This is a genomic window from Neptuniibacter caesariensis (assembly GCF_000153345.1).
Classification (GTDB): domain Bacteria; phylum Pseudomonadota; class Gammaproteobacteria; order Pseudomonadales; family Balneatricaceae; genus Neptuniibacter; species Neptuniibacter caesariensis.
This window is the reverse complement of sequence record NZ_CH724125.1, coordinates 488,131-510,522: the sequence shown is the minus strand read 5'-3', so window position 1 is coordinate 510,522 and position 22,392 is coordinate 488,131. Positions and strand designations below refer to the sequence as shown.

The 22,392-nt window shown below is 45.0% G+C and carries 18 protein-coding genes; 7 read left to right on the top strand and 11 right to left on the bottom strand.

The features are described 5' to 3' along the window. Nucleotides 1–29 precede the first annotated feature (29 nt). From MED92_RS02480 to MED92_RS02470, 3 genes are read right to left on the bottom strand one after another with little or no spacing between them, the layout of a single operon-like run. Nucleotides 30–1,079: a Glu/Leu/Phe/Val dehydrogenase family protein gene (locus MED92_RS02480; RefSeq protein ID WP_007019896.1), complete on the bottom strand. Its 1,050-nt coding sequence runs from the start codon at nucleotides 1,077–1,079 to the stop codon at nucleotides 30–32. Between the two features lie 55 nt (nucleotides 1,080–1,134). Beyond that, nucleotides 1,135–2,334, bottom strand: coding sequence for an amino acid aminotransferase (locus MED92_RS02475; protein ID WP_007019895.1), 1,200 nt, complete (start codon nucleotides 2,332–2,334; stop codon nucleotides 1,135–1,137). 48 nt (nucleotides 2,335–2,382) lie between these two features. After that, the gene (locus MED92_RS02470; protein WP_007019894.1) at nucleotides 2,383–5,943 is read right to left on the bottom strand and encodes an indolepyruvate ferredoxin oxidoreductase family protein; all 3,561 of its coding nucleotides are present in this window, start codon (nucleotides 5,941–5,943) and stop codon (nucleotides 2,383–2,385) included. A gap of 254 nt (nucleotides 5,944–6,197) precedes the next feature. Between MED92_RS02470 and MED92_RS02465 the strand changes: the two genes are divergently transcribed. Together MED92_RS02465 and MED92_RS18360 are read left to right on the top strand one after the other, a co-directional pair. Next, on the top strand, nucleotides 6,198–6,665 hold the full coding sequence (locus MED92_RS02465; RefSeq protein ID WP_154715129.1) for an Lrp/AsnC family transcriptional regulator: 468 nt from the start codon (nucleotides 6,198–6,200) through the stop codon (nucleotides 6,663–6,665). 144 nt (nucleotides 6,666–6,809) lie between these two features. Continuing rightward, a complete protein-coding gene (locus tag MED92_RS18360) occupies nucleotides 6,810–8,144 on the top strand; it encodes a sensor domain-containing diguanylate cyclase (RefSeq protein ID WP_007019892.1) in 1,335 nt (444 codons plus the stop codon). Nucleotides 8,145–8,158: 14 nt separating this feature from the next. On the opposite strand, the gene MED92_RS02455 is transcribed toward MED92_RS18360, so the two are convergent. Next, nucleotides 8,159–9,031 (bottom strand): LysR family transcriptional regulator, encoded by an 873-nt coding sequence (locus MED92_RS02455; protein WP_007019891.1) that lies wholly within the window; start codon nucleotides 9,029–9,031, stop codon nucleotides 8,159–8,161. A gap of 106 nt (nucleotides 9,032–9,137) precedes the next feature. Here MED92_RS02455 and MED92_RS02450 point away from each other — a divergent pair, with 106 nt between their 5' ends. Then, complete coding sequence (locus MED92_RS02450; RefSeq protein ID WP_007019890.1) at nucleotides 9,138–9,860, top strand: SDR family oxidoreductase; 723 nt, start codon at nucleotides 9,138–9,140, stop codon at nucleotides 9,858–9,860. Between the two features lie 22 nt (nucleotides 9,861–9,882). Beyond that, nucleotides 9,883–10,473: a 2-hydroxychromene-2-carboxylate isomerase gene (locus MED92_RS02445; protein ID WP_007019889.1), complete on the top strand. Its 591-nt coding sequence runs from the start codon at nucleotides 9,883–9,885 to the stop codon at nucleotides 10,471–10,473. Nucleotides 10,474–10,517: 44 nt separating this feature from the next. On the opposite strand, the gene MED92_RS02440 is transcribed toward MED92_RS02445, so the two are convergent. From MED92_RS02440 to MED92_RS18350, 4 genes are all read right to left on the bottom strand, one after another. After that, nucleotides 10,518–12,983 (bottom strand): putative bifunctional diguanylate cyclase/phosphodiesterase, encoded by a 2,466-nt coding sequence (locus MED92_RS02440; RefSeq protein WP_007019888.1) that lies wholly within the window; start codon nucleotides 12,981–12,983, stop codon nucleotides 10,518–10,520. A gap of 15 nt (nucleotides 12,984–12,998) precedes the next feature. After that, entirely contained in the window at nucleotides 12,999–13,799 is an 801-nt protein-coding gene (locus tag MED92_RS02435) for a substrate-binding periplasmic protein (protein WP_083774884.1), read from the bottom strand. A 190-nt stretch (nucleotides 13,800–13,989) separates the two neighbouring features. Then, complete coding sequence (locus MED92_RS18355) at nucleotides 13,990–16,602, bottom strand: bifunctional diguanylate cyclase/phosphodiesterase (RefSeq protein WP_007019886.1); 2,613 nt, start codon at nucleotides 16,600–16,602, stop codon at nucleotides 13,990–13,992. 68 nt (nucleotides 16,603–16,670) lie between these two features. After that, the gene (locus tag MED92_RS18350; protein WP_007019885.1) at nucleotides 16,671–18,701 is read right to left on the bottom strand and encodes a methyl-accepting chemotaxis protein; all 2,031 of its coding nucleotides are present in this window, start codon (nucleotides 18,699–18,701) and stop codon (nucleotides 16,671–16,673) included. Between the two features lie 418 nt (nucleotides 18,702–19,119). Between MED92_RS18350 and MED92_RS02420 the strand changes: the two genes are divergently transcribed. Continuing rightward, nucleotides 19,120–19,563: a MarR family winged helix-turn-helix transcriptional regulator gene (locus tag MED92_RS02420; RefSeq protein ID WP_007019883.1), complete on the top strand. Its 444-nt coding sequence runs from the start codon at nucleotides 19,120–19,122 to the stop codon at nucleotides 19,561–19,563. Between the two features lie 83 nt (nucleotides 19,564–19,646). Here MED92_RS02420 and MED92_RS02415 read toward each other — a convergent pair whose 3' ends face one another. The 3 genes from MED92_RS02415 to MED92_RS02405 are packed head-to-tail and all read right to left on the bottom strand — an operon-like array spanning nucleotide 19,647 to nucleotide 20,960. Next, nucleotides 19,647–20,165: a cytochrome b gene (locus MED92_RS02415; RefSeq protein WP_007019882.1), complete on the bottom strand. Its 519-nt coding sequence runs from the start codon at nucleotides 20,163–20,165 to the stop codon at nucleotides 19,647–19,649. Nucleotides 20,166–20,179: 14 nt separating this feature from the next. Next, nucleotides 20,180–20,515 (bottom strand): c-type cytochrome, encoded by a 336-nt coding sequence (locus MED92_RS02410; RefSeq protein WP_007019881.1) that lies wholly within the window; start codon nucleotides 20,513–20,515, stop codon nucleotides 20,180–20,182. Nucleotides 20,516–20,528: 13 nt separating this feature from the next. Continuing rightward, nucleotides 20,529–20,960 carry a hypothetical protein gene (locus tag MED92_RS02405; protein WP_007019880.1) on the bottom strand — a complete coding sequence of 144 codons (432 nt, stop codon included), beginning with the start codon at nucleotides 20,958–20,960 and terminating at the stop codon, nucleotides 20,529–20,531. Nucleotides 20,961–21,045: 85 nt separating this feature from the next. Between MED92_RS02405 and MED92_RS02400 the strand changes: the two genes are divergently transcribed. Next, nucleotides 21,046–21,477, top strand: coding sequence for a MarR family winged helix-turn-helix transcriptional regulator (locus MED92_RS02400; RefSeq protein ID WP_007019879.1), 432 nt, complete (start codon nucleotides 21,046–21,048; stop codon nucleotides 21,475–21,477). Between the two features lie 539 nt (nucleotides 21,478–22,016). Next, the gene (locus MED92_RS02395; RefSeq protein ID WP_007019878.1) at nucleotides 22,017–22,388 is read left to right on the top strand and encodes an antibiotic biosynthesis monooxygenase family protein; all 372 of its coding nucleotides are present in this window, start codon (nucleotides 22,017–22,019) and stop codon (nucleotides 22,386–22,388) included. Nucleotides 22,389–22,392: the final 4 nt, after the last annotated feature.

Genomic DNA, 22,392 nt, shown 5'->3' with positions numbered 1-22,392 from the left:
GCCGGGTTGAATTTCGACTGAATGGTTTTTTACCCCTGCTGTTTATCGAACGCAGCAATGCGTGCAGCGCCGATCTGATCGGCCGCATCACTGGTTGCAATTCCCTCACGGTCAGCAAGAGTAAAAACTTCGTCCAGGGTGCCTGCAATCTCGGCTACTTTGTCCCAGACCCAACTCTCATCGCTTTTCTCGAGATCATTGGCAACGGCTAAAAGACCACCGCAGTTACTGATATAGTCTGGTACGTACAGAACACCCTTCTTCGCCAGAGACACACCATGCCCAGGCAAAGTAAGTTGGTTATTGGCAGCCCCGGCAACAATGCCCGCAGAGATCTCATTGATACTCTGGTCATTTATCACCATGCCTAATGCACAGGGGCTGTAGATATCGACATCTTGAGCATGGATCACAGAAGGATCGACGATGTCGATTGAATAGTTATCACGGGCGCGGGCCACTGAGTCTTCATTTACCTCAGCTGCAACAACCTTTGCGCCCCTTTCAAGAAGCAGTTCAACGAGCTTATAGCCGACCTTACCCAATCCCTGCACCGCAACGTGCATACCGGTAAGGTCGTCATTGCCTTTGCGGTGCCTTACCGCGGCAAGTATTGAGGTAAGCACGCCATAAGCAGTTACAAGATCAGGTGCTAAAGCACCGCGACCGCCCAAGTAAGATGTCCGCTCACCCATGACTTCAACATCCGCTGCGGTCAAGCCAACATCTACACCGGTACTGATTTTACCGCCCAGACTTTCTACAAAATCACCCATCGCCAGGAAAGTATCGCGACGATCCATGGTTTCAGGATTGGCAATCATCACGGACTTGGAACCGCCGTAATCTAAACCCGCCAGTACCGATTTGTAGGTCATCCCTTTTGACAGGCGCAAGAGGTCAGTAAAGGCCTCGTCAGCTGAAGCATAGTTGCGTAGACGGCATCCACCTACGGCAGGCTTACCGTTCCAGGAACGGTGAACTGCGCTCATGGCTTTAAGGCCGGTTTTCTCATCAAAGTGAGCAAAGATATTCACGTGACCATCAAATTCGGGATGATCGAATAGAACTGTGTTCATTATTTTTTGGCTCTTATTTATTTTTATAATTTGCGAAAATGTAATTTTTAAAACGTTAGCTGGCTCGCAATACCTCGCCTAACGCAGATACGAAATAGTCCATACATTCATCATTCAAACCCGCTACGTTCATGCGGCTGGAATCAATCATGTAAATACTGTGCTGTGAACGCAGTGCCTCGACCTGAGCACTGGTAATCCCCAGAAAGGAGAACATGCCAAATTGCTGCTCTATAAAAGAGAAGTCACGATCGATCGCTGAATCTCTAATTTTTGCAACCAGACTCTGACGTAACCCTTGAATGCGGTTACGCATCACAGCCAGCTCATCCAACCAGGTCTGAGAAAGCTCGGTATCACCCAGAATGGTTTCTACAATGGCTGCACCATGAGAAGGTGGCATGGAGTAATGACTACGGATCTTACTGAACAGCTGACTGCCGGCATTTGCTGCCTGCTCTGGTGTTGCTGCAACAATAAACAGCGTGCCTGTGCGCTCCCGATAGAGGCCAAAGTTCTTTGAGCAGGAAGTCGCTGCAACCATTTCCGGGAAACGTGCAGCCAACATACGCAAGCCGTAGGCATCTTCATCGATTCCTGCACCTAGGCCCTGATAGGCCATATCGACAAATGGAATCAGGCCCTTGCGCTCCATCAGATCTGCTATGGCATGCCACTGTTCTTTATTAAGGTCAGCGCCACTTGGGTTATGGCAGCAACCATGAAGCAACACGATATCCCCTGCCACAGCGCTTTCCAGCGCATCAAGCATCGCCTGAAAATCGATGTTTTTGTTGTCATGGTCGTAGTATGGGTACATGCAGATCTCTAGACCCGCACCACCCAACAAAGGCATATGATTTGCCCACGTGGGTGTGCTAACCCATACCTTACTATCCTCGTTACAGCCTCTTAGAAACTCAGCCGCCATGCGTAGGGCTCCACAGCCACCCGGGGTCTGAGCTGAAACAACTCGCTTATCGTTAAGTACAGGATGGTCTGAACCAAAAACCAACTTAGCGACACGTTCGTTATAAACAGGCGAGCCAGCGGGAGCTGTATAACTCTTTGTGGTTTCAGTCGCCAGCAGTCTGGCCTCTGCTACCTGTACCGCTCGCATAATCGGGGTATCACCCTGATCATTTTTATAAACCCCGATACCCAGATCGATTTTCTGCGGGTGTGTATCTTCTCGATAGCTCGCCAGCATCGCTAGAATCGGATCTTGGGGAACTGCGTGTAAACCTTCGAACATAGCTGATTCCTAATCTCTTAAGGGTCTGTCTTTCTAAGACTCGGGCGCTTACGCGCCCGCCTTGTTAAAATTTGCTAACAAATCATCTGTAACAACCTGAGCTTTCTTTGCAGACTCCTCTTTCACCGGGCCAAAACCACGGATTTCAGATGGGGCATCTGCCAATTTCAGGGCTGTTTCATAGTTGTCAGCGGAGAGACCTGCGCTCAGCTTGTCAATCAGTACCATGTAGTCATCGCGGAGTTTGCGCTCCAGTTTACGATCACTATGGCGAGAGAATGGGTCCAGAATAGTGCCGCGATATTTACGGAAACCCGCGACAAACTTCAGTGCTTTCATCATCCATGGGCCAAACTCCATCTTCTTCGGACGCCCCTGAGGATCCAGCGCACGCGCAAGTAGTGGCGGAGCCATGTGGAACTTAATGCTGTAGTCGCCTTCAAATGTCTGCGCTACCTGCTCTAAGAAATCAGAATCGGTATAGAGACGAGCAACTTCATATTCATCTTTGTAAGCCATTAGACGGAACAACTGGGTTACCACAGTTTCAGTCAGCGCAAGGCTATTACCCTGAGCTTCATCGGCTTTTCGGATCTGGCTAATCAGCTGGCTGTATCGATCGGCATAAGCCTGATCCTGATACTTAACCAACTCATCAGTGTTACGCTTTATCTTTTCATCCAGTGTCAGTTCAGGTGCTGGTTTATGGCCACCGGCAGACTGCTCTACAAAGTCAGGCTCAACTGCGGCAATTCGCCCCCAGTTAAATGCGGTCTTATTTTTGTCGATGGCAACGCCGTTCAGCTCAATCGCACGCAACAATGCATCAAGAGAGACCGGGATCAACCCGCTCTGCCATGCAAAGCCAAGCATCATTACATTTGAAAATACGGTGTCACCTAGCAGAGCTTCAGCCAATCGATTCGCATCAATTGATTCAAGACGATCGTCGCCCATTGCTTCATTAAGAATTCGCACACGCCGTGTTGATTCCATGTCTGCGTCGCGGTACAGGACGTTATCCGCCGTCGCAATTTCAGCAAGGTTTAACACAGCGCGGCTGTGGTCTTTACGTAAAACCGTTAGTGCTTTATCCGTTGTTGCGACTACCATGTCACAAGCGATCATGGCATCCGCCTGAGCGGTTTCTATACGAACCTGATGAAGGTCATTCGGTTTAGGAGCAAGACGTACGTAGCTAAGTACCGTGCCACCCTTTTGAGCAAAGCCCATGAAATCGAGTACAGAAGCCCCTTTTGATTCCAGGTGAGCAGCCATCGTGATCAATGCACCCACCGTCACGATGCCCGTACCACCCACACCGCCAACCAATAGGTTGTAATGGCTATTTAATGCAGGGACTTTTGGTAGTGGTAAACCGGTTAGTTTCTGAGTAAAAGCTTCGCCTAGCGATACACCAGCAGCCTTGCGTAGCTGACCACCTTCAATGGTTACAAAGCTTGGGCAGAACCCCTTAACGCAAGAGTAATCTTTGTTACACGAAGACTGATCAACACGGCGCTTACGGCCTTTTTCTGTCTCAAGAGGAACAATGGACAAGCAGTTCGACTGTACTGAGCAGTCGCCACAGCCTTCACAAACGTTGTGGTTAATAAATGCACGTTTCTGCGGATCTGGAAACTGGCCACGCTTACGACGGCGACGCTTCTCAGCTGCACAGGTCTGATCGTAGATAAGTACCGTCGTACCCTCTACTTCACGTAGTTCGCGCTGAAGAATGTCCATCTCAGCACGATCATGGAATGTTGCAGATGCAGGGAAGATGCTTTTATCGGAATACTTTTCGATCTCATCGCTGACAATAGCTACGCGTTTCACACCTTCTGCGTGAACCTGATTCGCAATGGCAGGAACGGTAATCACACCGTCAACAGGCTGACCACCGGTCATAGCAACCGCATCATTAAACAGAATTTTGAAGGTAATATTGGTTTTTGCTGCCACCGCCTGACGAATCGCCAGGGAACCGGAGTGGAAGTAAGTGCCCTCACCCAGGTTCTGGAAGATATGCTTGTTCTCAAGGAAGATAGACTTAGATGCCCAGTTAACACCCTCTCCACCCATCTGAGTCAGGGATTCAGTATTACGATCCATCCAGCTTGCCATTACGTGGCAGCCTATACCTGCCTGAGCCTTACTGCCTTCAGGTACTTTGGTTGAGCTGTTATGAGGACAGCCTGAACAGAAATATGGCAGGCGTCGCACACCTTGTGGATCACAAGCGGTACTGCCTCGAACACCAATTTTCTCTAGCTGGTCGCGGAAGTCTGAACCCAACAGTTGGGTAATACGATCGGCAACAACTTTGGCCAACATATTCGGACCAAGTTCGCCTACATAAGGAACCAGAGGCTCGCCATGCTCGTCATACTTACCAACAACACGAACATTGATAGTTTCATCTGGTGCCGACATATGCTCTTTGATCTGGCTTTCGATAATGCCGCGCTTCTCTTCAACTACCAGCACTTCTTCCTTACCACGGATAAAGTCCATCATGCCGGTTTTCTCAATAGGCCAAACCAGACCTACCTTGTAGATATCGATACCCAGAGCGCGTAGCTTGTCTTCGTCCAAGCCGAGCATTTCCAGTGCAGCCAACAGATCAAGATAACCTTTACCTGTAGTGACGATACCCATACGGGCATCTTCAACATCGAGAATGCGACGATCCAACGGGTTAGCACGAGCAAATGCAGCGACCGCTTCCAGTTTCTTCTCTATACGCGTTTCCATCTGAGGTCCCGGCAGATCAGGCCAACGATAGTGAAGGCCATCTGCCGGAGGGGTGAAATCTTCTGGAATGTTGAATTCAGGTAGCTCGCCAATTTCCATCGACGCTGCACTTTCCACAGTTTCAGAGATCGCTTTGAAACCTACCCATGTACCGCTGAATCGTGATAGCGCGATGCCCCAAAGACCGTATTCGAAATACTCGGAGATGTTGGCAGGGTTAATGGTTGGCATAAAGAATGAGATGAACACCGCATCCGACTGATGAGGCATGCTGGAAGAAACACAACCGTGGTCATCACCCGCAACAACCAGAACACCGCCTGTTGGAGAGCTACCGAAAGCATTACCATGCTTCAGCGCGTCGGCTGCACGGTCAACACCGGGGCCTTTGCCGTACCAAATACCGAACACACCATCGACATTTTTATCCGCTGACGTTTCCACCTGCTGAGAACCCAGAACCAGCGTAGCACCCAACTCTTCATTGACTGCAGGGATAAACTCAATGTCGTGATCTTTTAAGAGAGATTTAGCCTGCCATAGTGCCTGGTCATAACCACCAAGTGGTGAACCTCGATAACCACTAATAAAACCCGCTGTTTTCAGACCGTTCTTCCGGTCTAACTGGCGCTGCATCATTGGCAGACGTACTAAAGCCTGAGTACCTGTCAGAAATACACGCCCTGTTTCTCGTGTATAACGATCATTAAGCTCATAGTTATCTAATTGAACTGATTCATTGCCATTCAGGGAAGGATCATTCAGAACCTCAGAGTTTTTAACCGTAATCTCTTCAGCCTGAATTTTTTTATCGTCGGAAACCTGCTCCAAGCGCTTGTCGTAATGGCCCATGCCATCCACCTCAATCTTGTCTTTATAGTTATTCAGGTAATTAAGCGGGCTAGCCCAGCAGGTCAGATCTATTAACGCCCCTCAGCGCATTGACCTGAATCAATTACCTTTGATTAATGGTTGGACAGTGTATGAGGTTTCCGGAGAAAGGTGCTTTCGAAATTACAGCCAATACAGTCTATTTATGAAAGGAACATTAATGTGGTAGCATTTAATAGAAAGAATCTTTCATTTTAAAAATGAAAAACGAATACATGACAATAGAACTCGATCGTTACGACCGTCAAATCATCAACATTTTGCAACAGGATGGACGTATCTCAAACCAGCAACTCGCCGATCAGGTTGGGCTATCTTCAGCCGCTTGTTGGCGCCGAGTAAAAGCACTTGATGAAAACGGGGTACTTAAGAAACATACGACTATTATCGATCCGGAAGCGCTCGGATACGACCTCAGCGTTATCATTATGGTCAGCCTGATCAGGCATCAACAGGATCACGCAACCGAGTTTCAAGCCGCAGTTAAAGATTATCCGGAAGTGCTGCAATGCTTCGCAGTTACGGGTGATGCCGACTATATACTACGTGTCGTTATTCAGAATATGGCTGCCTACGATCGTTTTCTAAATGAAAAGATCTTCTCCTTGCCCGGCGTTAGTCAGGTGAAATCCAATTTCGCCCTACGTGAGGTAAAGAACGACACAGCCATTCCTGTTGAATAGACATAGAACCAAACAGAATAGTAAAGATGCTTTTCCGGCAAATGGAAATCAGCTAGTTTATTAGGACACATTTATTGCAATATTCATACGCTAAAATACTTACAAACCCAAAGATAACAGGCTTTAAGTGCCATATTGAAACATATGCCAGATACTCAGGTACAACTTATCGCTTCACTTAAAAGTGAAATCGAGCAGCTAAGGAAACGCTGTGAAAGAGCTGAACGCTCTGAGCAGAATTTCCTCACTGCACTACGCCTGAGTCCGATGGCTCTTTGTCATCACGATACAGAACTTCGCTATACCTGGCTCTATAATGGGCATATGGGCTTTGTACAGGATGATGTTCTTGGCAAAACCGACTGGGACATTCTGGATAAAGATCTGGCAGATCGTATGGGCGTCATTAAACGCCGAGTACTTGAAACAGGCATTGGTGAACGGGTTGAGATGCCAACTGTTTTGGGAGATCCAAACTGTGAGTACTTCGACCTGGTTGTAGAGCCCCTGCGAGATCCTGAATCACAGGCCATTATTGGCCTGGCATGCAGCGGGATTGATGTAACGGATGACCGAAGACGCCGAGAAGCCTACCGTACCAACGAAGAAAACCTTCGTTATATATTCAGTGCATCACCCCTTCCCATTACCGTAACCCGAATCTCTGACGGTGATCACCTCTTCTATAATGACGCAGCTAACTCGTTATTTCAGATTGAAGAGCGTAACAAAAGTGATTTTGATACCAGCTTGTTTTCTCAGTTTAACTTCCCCCAGGAACTCTGCGATAAACTTGCCGAGGGTGCTCTTATAGATTCCCATCGCTTTGAGCATGTTAAAGAGGGGCAAGTATTTCACCTTTCTTTGAATGCCAGGCAAATTTTCTATAACAGTAAAGCGGCTATCCTTGCCACATTTACCGATCTCACCCAGCAGATGCAGCACAACTATCGTTTAGAGGAAGCACGCCAAAAAGCGGAGCGACTCGCCCATACTGATGTAATGACGGGCTTGGATAATCGGCGATCTTTGTACCAAAAGTGCGACGAAATTTTAAAATTCCTAAACCGCTCGACTGATCACCTCTGTGCTGTAGTAATCGATATCGATTACTTTAAAAAGATAAATGACACCTGGGGCCATAACATTGGTGATCATGCGATAAAGCTGGTAGGTGATTTACTTAAACAATCCATAAGAAGGACCGATATTGCGGCTCGATACGGGGGTGAAGAATTTGCGCTTATCCTGCCCAATACCGACCTGCATCAGGCGTATAAGTTTGCGGAAAAGGTACGCCTTCGTATTGAAGAGATGGTCATTGAAACAGAAAATGAATCGATTGACCTGACAGCCAGCTTCGGGGTTGCGACTTACAACGCCTCGATGAATGAAGTCGGTGATCTATTGAATGCCGCTGATATTGCGCTCTATTCCGCCAAACGCGCTGGAAGAAACTGTGTAAAGATAGCCACATAACACTCTTCTACCTATTAGCCCCACGGGGCCGTAGCGGCAAAATCTACAAACTGTTTAACCTCATCAATATTACCTCCCTCACCCCACTCAAAGCCTACACTTCGCATGATCTGATCCTCAGCGAGCGGCAGCTTTACGATGTTACTCACTTCATAATGTTGCGGTACGATAGCAATACCTACTTCTGCAGAAACCAGCGCCAGCGCCCTGTCATCCTGATTGGCCACATAGGCTAAATTAAGTCTGACGTTATGCGCTTTCAGTAAGCCTTGCACTACCCTACGATGTTCACAATGTGACCGAGCGATAAACGGCTCTCCTTCCAGCTCTGATAAACTAATCGAGCTTGAGCGGCTTAAATGGTGATTTAATGGCAGCGCTAATACATAAGGCTCAGTAAACAAAAGATGCGTATTGATGAACTTTCTTGAAGAACGGGGTGAATCGGGTAGCACCGTTAAAGCCAGATCGATCTTATCTTCTTCTTCGAGCTTATCCATCTCAATTGCACTGGCATCAATCACATCCAACTGCAGATCGGGGTGCTCACGTCGGTATTGCTCGACCAACCTAGCAACATGACTAATAGATAGTGTATTGATAACACCTATTCTGAGACGCCTTTGCACTTCATGATGTTTAAGTTCGTCTTTGGCTTTGGCACACTCACCTACAATCAATCTTGCGCGCTTGAGTAATTTTCTGCCCGCCGGAGTCAATACCACGTTGCGTTTGTTACGGGTAAAAAGTTTTACCCCCATCTCGGCCTCAAGTTTTGAGATTGAAGCAGACAATGCAGGTTGTGATACAAATGCGCGCTCCGCCCCGCGCGTAAAGCTTTCCGATTCAGCCGCAGCGAGAAATAGCCTGAGTTGTTGCAACTCCATACATAACCACCATCTATCATAGCCATCAAAACAATCGATTTTAATTATTTTAGTTCTCATACTAAGCTTTTGGCAACCAATCCCTAAGGAGCCTAAGGAGAAAGTGATGACTAAACAGGTAGCTCTAATCATCGGTGCAGGTGACTATCTTGGCTCAGCTATCGCCAGACGCTTTGCAAACGAAGGCTTCCATATTGTCGCCACTCGCCGTCGAGGCGATCTTGAAACCCTCAAAAATCAAATTGAAAGTTCGGGTGGCGCAATAACCACAATCCATTCAGATGCGCGAGATGAACAACAGGTTGTTCAACTCATAGAAAAGGTAGAGACCGAGATTGGCCCAATCAACGTCACTGTTTTCAATGTGGGGGGAAATGTCAGATATGGCCTTACTGAAACGACTACTCAGGTCTATCGCAAAGTATGGGAGATGTGTGCTCTTGCTGGATTTTTGGTTGGACGAGAAGTTGCCCGAAAAATGCTGCCCCGAAGCAAGGGAACCATTCTATTTACAGGCGCATCAGCCAGCCTTAGAGGAAGTAGCGGGTTTGCAGCATTTTCCGGAGGAAAACACGCCCTGAGAGCATTGGCACAAAGTATGGCAAGAGAACTGGGCCCTCAGGGTATCCATGTCGCCCATGTCATTGTAGATGGCCTTATTGAAAACGATAACACCGCAAGTCTGTTCCCAGATATGTATGCCAGCAAAGGGGAAGATGGCGTTCTCCAACCCGACCAACTGGCAGAAATATACTGGCAACTACATAAGCAACATAAATCCACCTGGACCTTTGAACAGGACGTTCGCCCGTTCAAAGAGGTATGGTAACAACCCATTCAAGGACTAACTCATGAGTAAACATGTTGACTTCTACTACGATTTTATTAGCCCTGCCTCCTATCTGGCATGGACACAGCTAGAAAAGCTGAAAGCGGATACAGGTGCCACGATAAATTACAAACCGATGCTTTTGGGTGGCGTATTTAAAGCCTCAGGTAATACAAGCCCAATTACTAATCAGGCTAAATGGGAATGGATTAGTAAAGACTTCCAGCGCTACGCGGATAAATACCAGGTGCCTTATCAGCTTAATCCTCATTTCATTTTCAGCACGGTAACTGCACTACGTGGCGCACTATGGGCGCAAGCCGCAGGTCGTATCGAAGATTACAACACAGCCATGTATACCGCAGCGTGGGCTGATGGAAAGGATCTTTCCGACAAAGAAGTTCTTTCTGAGATACTTGAGGCTGCTGACTTTAATCCTGCGGAGATTCTTGAAGCAACCTCTCAGCCGGAGATAAAAGAAGCATTGATTCAGGCAACAAATGAAGCCGTTAAAAACGGTGTTTTTGGTGCACCGACATTTATAGTTGGCAATGAATTGCACTTCGGCCAGGATCGACTTGAATGGGTTGAAGCAGCACTTCAAGAAAAATAAGTGTTCTTATCATCGAGCTGGTAAAGGGTGTTTTACCAGCTTGTCTACCTACCCCTTCTGTCGGGTGAAACGACCTCTGTCTTCTCAACCTGTTCTTTTAACTGTTGCTCACGCTCAGTTACATAACTAAAAAACGTCTCTGCCTGAACAGGCTTAGAAAATAGATAACCCTGAAAGCAATTGCAGCCGAGTTGTGACAGCGTATTACACTCCTCGGTTGTTTCTACACCTTCAGCAATAACCACCAGATCTAAGCGGTCTGCAGTGGCAATGATGACCTGTACTATTGCAGCCTGTTCAGAGTGAGGGCGTAAGTCTGTCACAAAGGACCGATCAATCTTCAAAATATCTAAAGGTAGATGACGCAGATATTTCAGTGATGAATAACCTGTGCCAAAGTCGTCGATCGCAAATGAAACCCCTTTTTTCTTCAAAAGTTTCATTTTCTGGCTAGCAATCTCGAAGTTGTTGAGCAGCATATTCTCTGTGATTTCCAACTCAAGCATGAAGCCGGGAATTCCACTTTCATCCAGAAGCGTTGAAACCCGATCGACAAAATCAACTTGCATAAACTGCAACGGACTCACGTTAACCGCTAAACGGCGGAATGTTGAAGGGAGCCCCCTTTCCATCCAGCCCTTAAGTTGGCTGACACCTTGAGCCAGCACCCAATTACCAATCTCGACAATCTGTCCGCTATCTTCCGCTATTTGAATAAAATCACCAGGGAATACCAGGCCCCGCTCTGGGTGATTCCAACGAAGCAGTGCTTCCGCCCCAATGCACTCCCCTTTCGCCCCGATTTGCGGTTGATACCACAGCTCTAATTCACCGTGCTCGATTGCCTGATGTAAACCTTTCTCAACATTCAATCGCTCCTGTGCACTCGACTGCATCTCGGGATCATAGAACTGGAACCCGTTACGACTTTTCGCTTTTACCCGATAAAGCGCTGTATCCGCACGACGCAGAATGTCACCGGAATTGGAGTTTTGCTCTGGGAAAAGAGCTATACCCACACTTATGGTGCAGTAAAGAGAGTGAGAGTCTACTAAAAATGGATCTGTAAATTGCTGTATGATGTCTTCAGCAAGATGGGCTGCGGCTTCTATACAGCTTTCTTTATCAATACCAGCCTCAGGCAACAGAATGACGAACTCATCACCACCAAATCGAGCTGACGTTGCGCCAGTTGGGATGATACTGTTAATTCTGCCACTGATTGCCTTGAGCAACAGATCCCCCGCTCCGTGCCCCAATGAATCATTGATTGTTTTAAAACGATCAAGGTCCATGTAAAGCACTGCACCATATTTGCCATTTGTCTGGTGCAAAACCAGAGATGAACTTAGCCGATCCATAAACAATCGGCGATTAGCCATGCCAGTTAATGTATCGAAGAAAGCGAGTTCATAAACCTGTTTTTCAGCTGCTTTACGCGCGGTAATATCACGCGCCATGATCAGAATATACAGCTGCTCTTCGAGATGAACCTTAATACCCCTCGCTTCTATCGGAAAGGCACTACCAGTACTGTCTATCTGCAGATCTTCAAACGTTGACACCTGATCATCGCTTAATTCATCAAACCGCTTTTCCAACTCAGCGACTGTAAAAGACTCACTAAAATCTGCCAGGCTTCGCCCAATAATTTTGTTGCTGTCTATCTTTAAAGTCAGTTCAGCCTGTCGGTTAGTGCGAACGATTGAAGTGTCAGACTTACACAGAAACATCGCATCGCCCGCGTTTTCCATTAACGAACGGGAGAATGATTCACTGCGTGATAACTCAAGGACGCTTTCATTAAGTCGATCTGTCGTCTCTTTCTTTTCAAGCCACAGTTTAGAAAAGCTATCGACCAGACTACCTAGTTCATCATTGGCTTTATACGGAGGCTGGTCCGCACCACCGTCCCGAAGTCCATTGATCCAGTCAACGATGTTCAATATCGGTTGAGAGAGATAACGATAAAACAGAACAAGAAGAATTAAAGCCAGAATGACATTGTGCAATACACCAAATACAAGGCTGTTCAAGGTGCGTTTAGATAATCGATTGGTGATAAATTGCGAATCCAGCTTAACTCTCAGGATCGCTTTCTCTGACTGCTGGTTCGCAACATCCAGCTTAGTATCAATGCTCGTATTGATATCAACTAACAAGTTTCCAAGTATCATCGCGCCTCGGTTACCGTTATGAGGAACACGGCTATTTTCAGCTAACGTATCACCGAAATCGTCCTGCAAAGATGCGTAAATAATGGCCGGGTGGGAGAGCAGGTTTTTAGTAATGTCACGCGCCTGATCATGATTAAGATTGTAAACGGCACTCGCCGCAGTATCTTTGTGAGATGCAATGACCCGATGAATATCTTCAACCGCGTTTTTTTTCTCCTCTTCCAGATCAAGAAGAACCTGGAAGCCAGTCGAAATAAGGCCGAGCAGAATAGCAATCACTAAGACAGCTTTCGCCTGCTTATAGGCAATACGGTGTCTTAGCTGTAGTTTCATTAACCTAACCTTTGATTATTTCTTTAACAGATAGCGATCGTATATTTCCTGATAACGACCATTTTCCATGATCGCCTTTAAGCCTTTATTAAACTCGGTTAACAACTGCTCATTACCCGGATAATCTCGGCTAAGACATAAATGCAGCTTATTCGGCATGACATCATCAAGACGTTTGATCTTTATCTTATCCAGCAACCCCAACTGTCGGGCACGGTACTTAGTAACCAGCTCACCGGTATAAAAAACACCAGCGCCTCGATAAACCACAGCGTTCAATCCGCTATCCATACTCGGGGTTGTACTGTATTCGATCTGATTATTAGTTAGTTCTTTCTCTACTCCCCAGCCCTCAACTGCCAGAACTGAGTAGGCTTTCAGATCAATTCGCTCATTGATGCTTCGATCATCAACCTGTTCAGACATCACCGCAACCTGAAGGATTTCGCTGATCGGATCACTAAAGATCATAAAGGTTTCACGATCTTGCCTGCGTGAACAGCTGATAGTGCCAACGACACGCCCGTGCTCAATATTCTTTAGTATCCTCTTCCAGGGGGCTGCTTGTATCTCCGCATTAATACTTACTTCTGAAAAAGCAGCTTTCACCACATCGACATCAATTCCATTAACTTTATTGCCTGACACAATGGTATAGGGTGGGTAATCAATGGTGTATAAGATAATGTCAGGCGTTTTGCTCGCGGCTAACGAACCTGTAGAGATCCCCATAATGAACAAAATCCAGCTGGCCATCTTAACCATTGAGATTCTGCTTCCTGCAAGTTGAATTCGCTGATGCATTAGTCCTTTCATGGTGATCCATTTAGGCTATTAAAAATTACAGCCTTCAATATAGTTGATCGTTCAAAAATATAGAAATAATACACGCCGATAAGAATGAATTGGCTGACACATGACAAGCTTTATTCTTTTCTATTGTTGGCAGGAACATTTGAAACGGTTCTGACGCCATGTAGGTCAACCTCAAATATGCCTCCCCTTGCTATGATTGCTTTCGGAGAAGATCAGTAAGATCGTTATCGGGTAAGGGCCGGTTGAGCAAATACCCCTGAAAATAATCACAATTCAGGTTCTTGAGCATGCCTAACTGAAAATCAGTTTCAACACCCTCTGCGACAACATTTAGGTTAAGTCCATGGGCCATGAGAATACAGGCTTTAACCAATTGTTGATGGCTACTATGTTCTTCCAGGTCCATCATAAAACTTCGATCTATCTTCAATGTATCAAAGGGGTAACGCTTCAAATAGGACAAGGAAGAATAACCCGTTCCAAAATCATCAATAGAGAGCATGACACCCATCGCCTTTATCTGGCGTAATATGGTCTCAACATACTGGTCATCTTCGAGCAATATGCCTTCCGTCACCTCAAGGCAAAGTTGTTCGGCCGGAAATTCTGTTTCGTACAGAACCTTTTCAAGCTGGCTAATATAATCCGGATGCCTTAACTGTCGGGGGGATACATTGACTGCCAATGTGAGCTTATGCCCCTGATCGATCCATAACTTTCCCTGTCTGCATGAACGAGTTAGCACCCATTGCCCTATTTCAATGATCTGGCCTGTGTGTTCCGCAATAGGGATAAATTTATCAGGGCCAACAACACCCAATACACCACTATTCCAACGCAGCAAAACTTCGGCTGAAGCCAAATGCAGTTTGTTACTTCTCTCTGCATAAACCGGTTGATAAACCAGGCTAAGTTCTCCCAACCGGAGCACCTCTCTCAGATGCTGTTCAATCAGCAATTGCTCCTTAACGGCAAGACTCATTTCGTTAGAATAGAATGAAAAGTGGCCCTGAACACCCTGCTCTCGGCAACGATACATGGCTAGCTCTGCATTTTGCATTAGCTCTTTAGAGTTCCCCCCATGTTCAGGATAAACAGCAATACCAAATGTCGCGGTTAGACAAACTTTTCTATCGTCGATAAGCCACTCAGATTTTAGTTTTTGAATAAGATCATTAACCTTTTCGACAACCTGTTGTTCGTCACCTGTTCCGGAGAAAATAATTACAAATTCATCTCCACCGTAACGAATTAAACTGTCATTTTTCGTCAGAGTAGCCCTTAATCTTTGCGCTGTGGCCATGAGAATTCGATCGCCGAATTCATGCCCCCAGTTATCATTGAAACGTTTGAAGTTATCCAGGTCCATATAGATAACACTTAGTTTGGCATCACGTTGACGGGCTGATTCAATGGCTTTATCCATTCGATCAGTCACCTGAGTCTGACTCTGACTTAAATCCCTGATACAACAAACCCTAACCCCGTTGCCTCTTAACAAACTATCCCGGGCACAAATTTCAACAGGGAAAATACCGCCATCCCGGTGTTTACCTTCGATATCGTAGGGACGTTCATAGCCTGACAACATATTGCTAACGGCCGTAGAGACACAATCCGGAGCCATCAAGTTCCAGATATCCGAATTAAGGAGCTCTTCACGGCTGTAACCAAAGATTTGCTCCGCGGCTTTGTTACTATCCAGAATCCGACCTTGTTGATGAATGAGAATGCCTTCATTACTCAACTCTGATAATTGACGAAGGCGTAACTCACTGTTAATTAACTCCTCTTCTGCACTTCGCCTTCTCTTTAAGTCAATCAAACCAACCTTAAATAACATCACAGAAGTGAAAGAAGCGATAAGGAACAAAAGGCTAACAACTGAAATGATAGAGTCTGAAAAAAAACCGGTCACCCGTACGGGTTTGAAATACAACAAACGCCAACCAGGTAGCTGGCTTAAAAAGGATTCAGCAGTTAGGTAAGCTTCTTCATAACCTTCGCGGTACATACCCGTTTTATCGGCGAAGTCGTTGAATCCAAGATCATTAATGTGGATACCAGCATATTGTCTATTTGCTTTTATCAAAGCCTGAACCTTTTCACTGAGTGGCCACAAACTTTTTAATAACCAGTCATGTCTGGAGGTCGCAAAGACAATCCCCTGCGGGTCAACTAATAATGGTGTTCCACCTAACTCGTCAAAGGCTCCTTCGAATTTAGTCATTTTTACTTTTACGACCGCTACACCCAGCACATCACCCTCTCGGTTTGTAATCGTATTTCCGAAATAGATACCACGCTGCTGGGTTCTCAATCCATAGGCGGCATAAACCGTGTGCCCCTCTTTGAGCGCCTTAAAGAAATATGGCCTGAATGAATAGTTATCTCCCTCAAGAGACTTGGAGGGTTTAAAGCGATTCTCTAACAGAACATCACCGTTTGATGACAAGAGATAACAAAGGCTTGCCTCATTGCTAACACAAAACCGGTTCAAAACCTCTTTCGCCTGAGCATATAAGCTTGGCTCATCACCACGCCTACCGATTATTCCCGCTTGGCTTTGCGCGTGCATAAATGAACTGATTTCAGGCATCGCAGCCATCGTCGCAGCCACATTTTTATAGCTTTTGAACGCTGTATCTAGCTCGACAGCTAACAGTTTTCCGGATGTTTTAATCGCATTTTTCTCGGCTGTCTGAGCCGCAAAATCTGATTGTTTGTAATGAACAATGACACTGCCTCCTGCGAGCAGGCAGCAGAAGACCGTTAAGGTCAGAAGAATGGTACGAATTTTCATTTACGCATCTCCCCACCCCACTTATCGCAACCGATAAGCAGGGTGAATCGATATCCATCAGCAAAGGATCAAACCCTGAACTGGGATAAGATATCCTTAAGTTGAGATGCCTGGTTCTCCAGTCTCAGGCTAATATCGCTATTACTCCGGGCACTCGTAGCTGTCTCTAAAGCAGCGCTGCCTATTTGCTCCAGATTATCCCGGGTCAACGTTGTAACCTGAGCTTGCTGCTCCGTGGCTGTAGCGATGAGCAGGTTAAGCTGATTTATCTGATCAACTTCATCCGCAACATTAGAGATCAACTCGTTGACCTGTTCAGAAAGCCGCACATTATCTTCTGCTAAAGACTGCCCTCCCTTCATCACTGATACCGCCTGATTAGCTTTTTGCTGCAGCGTATCTAATAGGCCCTTTATCTCTTCTGTTGCATTCTGAGTACTATGAGACAAAGCCCTGACTTCATCCGCTACCACAGCAAAGCCTCGCCCCTGGTCTCCGGCTCTGGCAGCTTCAATCGCTGCATTCAATGCAAGCAGGTTCGTCTGTTCAGCAATGCCCTGGATAACGGCGATGATGCTGCCCACCTTATTACTTTCTTCAGCCAGGTTCGAAATGACCTCTGTCGCTTGAACGATCTCACCCGACAGTGCTTCGGTAGCAACGCGATTTTGGTTGACGATATCCCGTCCATGGCAGGTACTCGATTTAACCTCATCACTACACTTAGCTGCCTGACTGGCATTAGACGCGATATCATTAACCGTCATACTTATTTCAGCCATCGCTGTGACTGCTTTTTCGCATTCGGAATTCTGCGTTTCCACCGCAAATTGAGTCGATGCTGAATTGGACTTCAGATGTTCAGATGTATGCAAAAGACTATGTGCATTTTCCGAAACAGAAGAGACCGCATTAGAGATTTTTGACACAAACTCATTGAAATTACCGGCAAGCTGAGCAATTTCATCTTCACCTTTTACGGGTAAACGAACACTCAGATCCCCTTCTCCAGAAGCGATTTCAGCCATCTGGCTGCTAGCCTTCTTAACCGGGGAGATCACCATTCGGAAGCTCAACCAGATCGCAAGCAGCGTTAATAAAACCCCAATGGGTAATGTTGACGCCATTGTTGCTTTCAAAAAATCTGCCTGACTCTCTGTAGAGCGGGTTTGCTCCTGCACCTGCGATGCGATCGATGCGGACAGTTGTGATGTATGGTTTTCCAATGCAGAAACTAACGTAACGAGTTTATCCCTGGTCAACGTAAATTCGGCCTGCAGTTTCTGAATCTCTTGTGTACCCTGAACATGGGTTTGCAGCATTATCTTTGAAGCTTCTGCATAACTTTTACCCTTCCAGCTTCCACTATTAATAATCCCTGTAGCTAGTGGTGAAGACGTAATTTCAGAAAGCTGTTCTGCTAAGTCATCTAGTGAAGACAATACCAGCTCGGTTTCTTCACCAGGTTGCATAGATTGCAACTGCTTTTGTAGAGAAGAGACGGAGTTTCCTAATGCGATCTGAGCACTGTAAATGGCAATCACAAACTCCCATTTATCTTCTACATCGCCACTCCAGGAAGTAACCTGATTCCGCTGAAAAGCATCCTCCAGACTTGATACCTGATAGTTGGCGTAGAAGCCTAGCCGCTTCATAAACTTGTTAAAAGCTGCCACGTTTTCAGCTGAGCGTTTGATAGCATCTACATACAACCCATGCTGTTCAATCACCTTGCTTTTAAGCGCTTTGAGCTGATCCATCATACTGTGTAAAGTCTGGCTTTCTGACTGATAGCTGCTGCCGTCAAGGTAGGTTAAAGCAGAGACTGATTGTTTAAGATGAAGGTCCATCTTAGCCAGCACCTGCGCAGTAATCGGTTCCGCATAGAACAGACTGTTTTGCAGTAAGCCAGTACTTTGGCTTACGTTAAGGCTCAATACTGCAGAATTTTCAGAGCTGCTCCAGGCTTCACCCGCAATGTGCTCTAAAGAATCACGAATTTTATTTACCCCGGTCAGTGCATATAAGCTACTCAGCATTAGCACAACCAAGGTTAATAAAAAGCAGCCACCCAATTTAAATCCAATGGTCATTTTCATTGCCGCACTCGTTCAATTGTTATTGTTGTGACAAAAGACAGGGGCAAGAACAGTGCCAACCAATAGACCAAAGTCTAAAACAAGCTTAATTAACTTATTTCATTGGGGTTTAAGGAAACTCACTGATAGATTAGAAAGTACTAAAAAGGCGAAATTCCGCCATAAGGATATTTAAAATGGGTGGAAAACTGCTATTTTATATAGTTTTTGCTCACTCTTATCAGAAAGAAAACATAATCATTAGATATGAAACGATTGTACGAACGACCTTATCTATTTATCTCAATGAAGCAGCATTAAGCAAGTACAGAAAGTAATATGAAAAGGCGGAGACTCACCTGATATGTGTAAAGCTACTTCATACAAATTTCTTCATCTGACATAATTACACTATATTTTCAGGATACAGATGTGTGTTATGAGTTCAGCACCTAAGAATGAGATTTTTACCCAAGTTGTTTTAGAAGTTTTTAAAGTCGGTGGCTTACTAAACATTGATGGCGATAAGCTAACAAAGGAATTCGGCTTAACAGCTTCCCGTTGGAAGATTCTTGGGGCGATTATGTTATCCGACAACCCTGTCACAGTTCCTGAGATTGGTCGATATATGGGCCAAAGCCGTCAAGCTGTTCAACGTCTTGTAGATGTAATGGCGAAGGACGGTCTCTTGACTATGACTGAAAACCCAAACCACAAGCGGGCTAAATATATTCAAATGACGACTAAGGCTGTTGATATCTATAAACAGTTAGATATGAAGCAAGTTAAGTGGGCAGAAGGACTGTCATCCGACCTTTCTACATCAGAAATGGAGAGTGCCTTGAAAGTACTTAAACATATCGCCAAACAAATTTCAGCCTGAATTGCCTTTCTGAGATCGAAGCAATATTCCTCTCTCATGAGAGAGGAAAAGCTTCACAAACCTCAGGGCAAATTGTTCACCCTTTATTCTTTGCTTAACCACATCTTCGATAATAAGCCGTCCCTCAATACAAATTGATGATAAAAGGCTGCAGAGATGTGTATCGCTACAACAAAAAGTAGCAGCTTAGTCAGGATCCCGTGAACGATTCGTACTGGTAAGTCAGATAAGCCCTGAGGCATTATATAACCATGTATGATAATACTAGGCATATCGACTTGTGCAGCGATAGCCATGCCAGTTATGACAACTCCAAATACAAGAATGTAAATAAAAATATGGGCCCAAGTAGCGGCTTTGGCTAACAGCTTATTTCCTTTCTCAGGTATTGGCTGGCGTACTGACGCTAGCTTTATGAAGAGTCGAATTACAAAGAGCATCCCTACACCAATGCCCACTGCCATATGAACTTCAAGCCGGTCTACTTTTAGGTCCAAATCATTAGATAACTGAGCTATGTCATTACCCATGAACAAAGCTAGAAGAATGATAGGGGCTAAAAACCAGTGTAGGATTATCATAGCCAAAGGATAACTTTTCATTGTTTAAGTCCCGCTTACCTAACTTCGGATATGATGTAATCAACTGCATTAAGAATTGAGCCATTTGAGCACGTTGAGCAACCTCCTTTCACTTTATGATCTTCGGCCCCTTTTAGAACAATTTCTTTCATTCTCTCCACAGAGTCCCTATCAAGATATGATGACCATTCTTCCTTTTTGTGAATGTTTGGCGCACCTGTGACCCAGCCTTTGAACCCTCCTGTATGGCAGGAACTACAGACCTTCTCAAAAGTTGGGTTTCCTTCAGCCAAGAGCATAGGACTAGCCGATAAAGCAGTAGCCAATACAAAGAATTTGATCGTTGCTTTTGCTTTCAATGATGGATTCATTGCTGATAGCCCTTTATCTACGAGTAAGTTTACGGCCATCACGAATGTTCAGAGCCATTAAAAAAATATTGGTTGCTCCGGCAATGATTTCTATTGCCTGTACCACGTAAAAGGTTGTATCGAATTGCCCAGCCGAGGCCCAGAGATTAAGGAATATTGCACATGGCACAAGGATAAGCACCCCATTGACACCAATGAATGGCATTCGCTTCTTCTTCTGACCAATGACACCTTTAACAGTTTTTTTGGCCATAGCAAAACCGGTCGCACCTGTGATCGCAATTGCAGGTATTAAGATGAAAAGTCCAGGTAATACTATTAGGCTTTTGACTCTCGCTACGGTCTCTAGATCGAAAAACAACTCGCTAATAACAGTACTTGTAAAAAATGCCACTATGCACAGAGTTGCTACAACAGCAGCGGCCTTATGGATTGATGACTTCATAGAATTCTCCAGAATCAAACATGACAACACGATGTCATTGTTGTATATTTGACACTATGTTGTCAATATGGCTTTTAGATAAAATATGATAATCCAACCCAAGCATGAAATTTTTACATTAGTTGTATTAGAAGTTTTTAAAGTTGTAGGTCAGTTAAATATTGACGGAGACAATATGTCGAGGGAATTCAATTTAACTGCTTCAAGATGGAAGGTACTTGGAACAATTGGCCTTTCTAAGCAGCTTTTAACTGTCTCTGAAATTAGTCGCCATGTAGGCCAGAGTCGCCAAGCAGTACAGCGATTAGTCGATATTATGCTGGATGATGGGCTTCTTATTATGGAAGAAAACCCAAATCATAAGCGTGCTAAATATATTAAGCTGACAAAACTAGGACAAAAGATTCATGAACGCTTGTATGTAAAACAGATTGACTGGGCTAAAAAATATTCTGCTGATATAGATAAAAAAAACTTAGAAAGAACGCTAGAAGTCTTAAAACAAATAAGTCGTTAAAAGCTATCAGATATAACTTTCAGCGGTCCAGGGTTTATCATTCAACTTTTAAACAATTGAACCTCTTCTAACCATTTCCGGACCATTCTCTTTGTATTTGTACCTACGAGCTAACAACTATATTCTGAGTTCGCATAGCTTATCGATCTGCGAGCCTATATAGATCGATCATCTAGATGCACATCCACAATTGCTAATATCCAGTTAACTACGTCGATGAAACGTGTTCAAAGAAAAGTTTGATCAATACTTAACCCCTTAATTGTTCAGGCCTTACTGTTCCTGTTCGGTATCTATGCAACAAGTTACCAGCAGTTTCAGTTATGTAATCCTGCATCCAATTTTGACAACATGTTGCATATAAGCCAAATTTGTGACAACATGCTGTCATATTGGCAATTAAAGCGATACAGAATTAACACATTGTTAGTACATACTCATTTATAAATGAGTACTGAGCGTGAACTGATTTGTTCTGTATATTTCTGCGCCTGCAATCAGGCGCTGGGTCCACATTCTTATTCTAGTAGGAGAAAAAAATGGCTGAATTTAGAGAACTAAATGACCAAGTTAGCTTAGCTGACCAGATGTACTCAAATGAAGATGGCTCCATTGTCTTAGTTAATGTGTTCACTGTTGACTCCCAAGATGAAGAGGCATTGGTCAAAGCTTGGCAACATGACGCTGACTTCATGCGCGCCCAACCTGGTTACATTTCCACTCAATTACATAAAGGAATAGCTGGAAGCAGCACATATATAAACTATGCCATTTGGGAAAGCGTGGAGGCTTTTAAGAACGCCTTCACGAACCCTGAATTTCAGAAACGCATTAATGGATATCCTGATAGCGCAATTGCTGCACCTCATCTATTCAAGAAAATAAATGTACCAGGCCACTGTGTTGCTTAAGTAA